The sequence below is a fragment of the Bifidobacterium sp. M3-N-101 genome (assembly GCF_023656805.1).
GTDB lineage: Bacteria > Actinomycetota > Actinomycetes > Actinomycetales > Bifidobacteriaceae > Bifidobacterium > Bifidobacterium breve.
In genome coordinates this window covers 1,885-4,669 of sequence record NZ_JAMOKQ010000017.1, presented here as the reverse complement: position 1 = coordinate 4,669, position 2,785 = coordinate 1,885, and the positions used below count along the sequence as shown (strand labels likewise).

Here is a 2,785-nt window from a genome sequence, read left to right as displayed (position 1 = left end):
GGACGCGATGCGTTGGTTCGTCTTGTGTTCATCCCGTGCTCATTGTCGTGGGGGATGGTTCGCAGCAGGATCGATGCGTTCCAACCGGGGTTGGATTGTTGTGTTGCCTTTCGTCCGTTAGTACCGGTCGGCTCCACCCCTCGCGGGGCTTCCACGTCCGGCCTATCAACCACGTGTTCTGCATGGGGACTTCAAGGACCCGTAGTCCTATGGAATGCTTATCTTGGAGCAGGCTTCCCGCTTAGATGCTTTCAGCGGTTATCCCTTCCGAACGTAGCCAACCGGCCGTGCCACTGGCGTGACAACCGGCATACCAGAGGTTCGTCCACCCAGGTCCTCTCGTACTATGGGCAGGCCTCCTCAACATTCCGACGAGCGCAGAGGATAGAGACCAAACTGTCTCACGACGTTCTGAACCCAGCTCGCGTGCCGCTTTAATCGGCGAACAGCCGAACCCTTGGGACCTGCTCCAGCCCCAGGATGCGACGAGCCGACATCGAGGTGCCAAACCATCCCGTCGATATGGACTCTTGGGAATGATCAGCCTGTTATCCCCGGGGTACCTTTTATCCGTTGAGCGATGCCGCGTCCGTACACCGGCACCGGATCACTAGTTCCGACTTTCGTCCCTGCTCGACCCGTCAGTCTCGCAGTCAAGCTCCCTTGTGCACTTACACTCGCCACCCGATTGCCAACCGGGCTGAGGGAACCTTTGAGCGCCTCCGTTACTCTTTGGGAGGCAACCGCCCCAGTTAAACTACCCGCCAGGCACTGTCCCTGACCAGGATGACTGGTCGAGGTTAGACATCCAATGCGAACAGAGCGGTATTTCACCTTGCGGCTCCACCGCGGCTGGCGCCGTGGCTTCGAAGCCTTCCGCCTATGCTACACAATCCACACCGAATGCCAATACCAAGGTATAGTAAAGGTCCCGGGGTCTTTTCGTCCTTCTGCGCTTAACGAGCATCTTTACTCGTACTGCAATTTCGCCGAGCTCCTGGTCGAGACAGTGGGGAAGTCGTTACGCCATTCGTGCAGGTCGGAACTTACCCGACAAGGAATTTCGCTACCTTAGGATGGTTATAGTTACCACCGCCGTTTACCGGGGCTTGAATTCACCGCTTCGGCCGAGGCCTGACGGATCCTCTTAACCTTCCGGCACCGGGCAGGCGTCAGAGCGTATACAGCGGCTTGCGCCTTCGCACGCTCCTGTGTTTTTGGTAAACAGTCGCTACCCCCTGGTCTGTGCCACCCCCAAAAGCTCCGCGGGCAAGCCGCTTCACCATCGGGGGTCTCCCTTAAACCGAAGGAACGGGAGTGATTTGCCGAGTTCCTTGACCAGGATTCGCTCGATCGCTTTGGTATTCTCTACCTGACCACCAGTGTCGGTTTGGGGTACGGGCGGCACGCCGCCTCACGCCGAAGCTTTTCTCGGCAGCCGGGATCACCGGATATCGCGCCCAACGGCGCCCATCATCGCACCTCGCCCACGCGCCCCACGGATTTGCCTGTGGGACGGGCTGCGTGCTTGACCACGGAAGACCACCTCCGCGGCCGGCTACCCTTCTGCGTCACTCCCGCGCTGACCTACTACCGTTACGGTCCCAACAGGCCAGGGCATCCGGCTCCCGAAGGAGACGTGAGCCCGGACCCGGAGGTTAGTACTCGCGGATTCGGTTTTGTCGGTTGCATGCCGGTACGGGAATATCGACCCGTTCATCCATTCGACTACGCCTGTCGGCCTCGCCTTAGGACCCGACTCACCCAGGGACGATGAACGTGGCCCTGGAACCCTTGGTCGTCCAGCGGACGGGATCTTCACCCGTCTTTCGCTACTCATGTCTGCATTCTCACTCCCATGCGGTCCACGGCCGGCTTGCGCCGCCGCTTCGCCCCGCACGGGACGCTCTCCTACCCAGTAGCAAAGCTACTGCCGCGTCTTCGGTGGTGTGCTTGAGCCCCGCTACATTGTCGGCGCGGAACCACTAGACCAGTGAGCTGTTACGCACTCTTTCAAGGGTGGCTGCTTCTGAGCCAACCTCCTGGCTGTCTATGCGACTCCACATCCTTTCCCACTTAGCACACGCTTGGGGACCTTAGACGACGATCTGGGCTGTTTCCCTTTCGACGACGGAGCTTATCCCCCGCCGACTCACTGCCGGGATACGCATCACGGGTATTCGGAGTTTGGTTGCTGTTGGTACCCGATATGGGCCCGCAAGCATCCAGTCGCTCTACCCCCCGGATGTAATCGATCCGACGCTGCACCTAAATGCATTTCGGAGAGAACCAGCTATCACGGAATTTGATTGGCCTTTCACCCCTAGCCCCAAGTCATCCCCCCGGTTTTCAACCCAGGTGGGTTCGGTCCTCCACACGGTCTTACCCGCGCTTCAACCTGCTCAGGGCTAGATCATCCCGCTTCGGGTCCAGGACACGCGACTCAAACGCCTTTTAAGACTCGCCTTCGCTACGCATACCCCACACGGGTTATGCTCGCCACATGCCACTGACTCGCAGACTCATTTTTCGATAGGCACGCCGTCACCCCACAAGGGGGCCCCGACGGTTCGTAGGCGCATGGTTTCAGAGACTGTTTCACTCCCCTCCCGGGGTACTTTTCACCTTTCCCTCACGGTACTCGTTCGCTATCGGTCAGACAGGAATATTTAGGCTTATCCCACGGTCGGGACAGATTCGCACGGGATTCCACGGGGCCCGTGCTACTTGGGAGACGCGATCGCCAGACCATGCGCGTTCGGGTACGGGGCCCTCACCCTCTGCG

1 rRNA gene (cut by a window edge) is annotated in these 2,785 nt (G+C 59.5%); it reads right to left on the bottom strand.

Features of this window, described 5'->3' with window-relative positions:
- Positions 1 to 97 precede the first annotated feature (97 nt).
- A 23S ribosomal RNA gene (locus NBH12_RS10755) occupies positions 98 to 2,785 on the bottom strand (it continues 262 nt past the right edge of the window).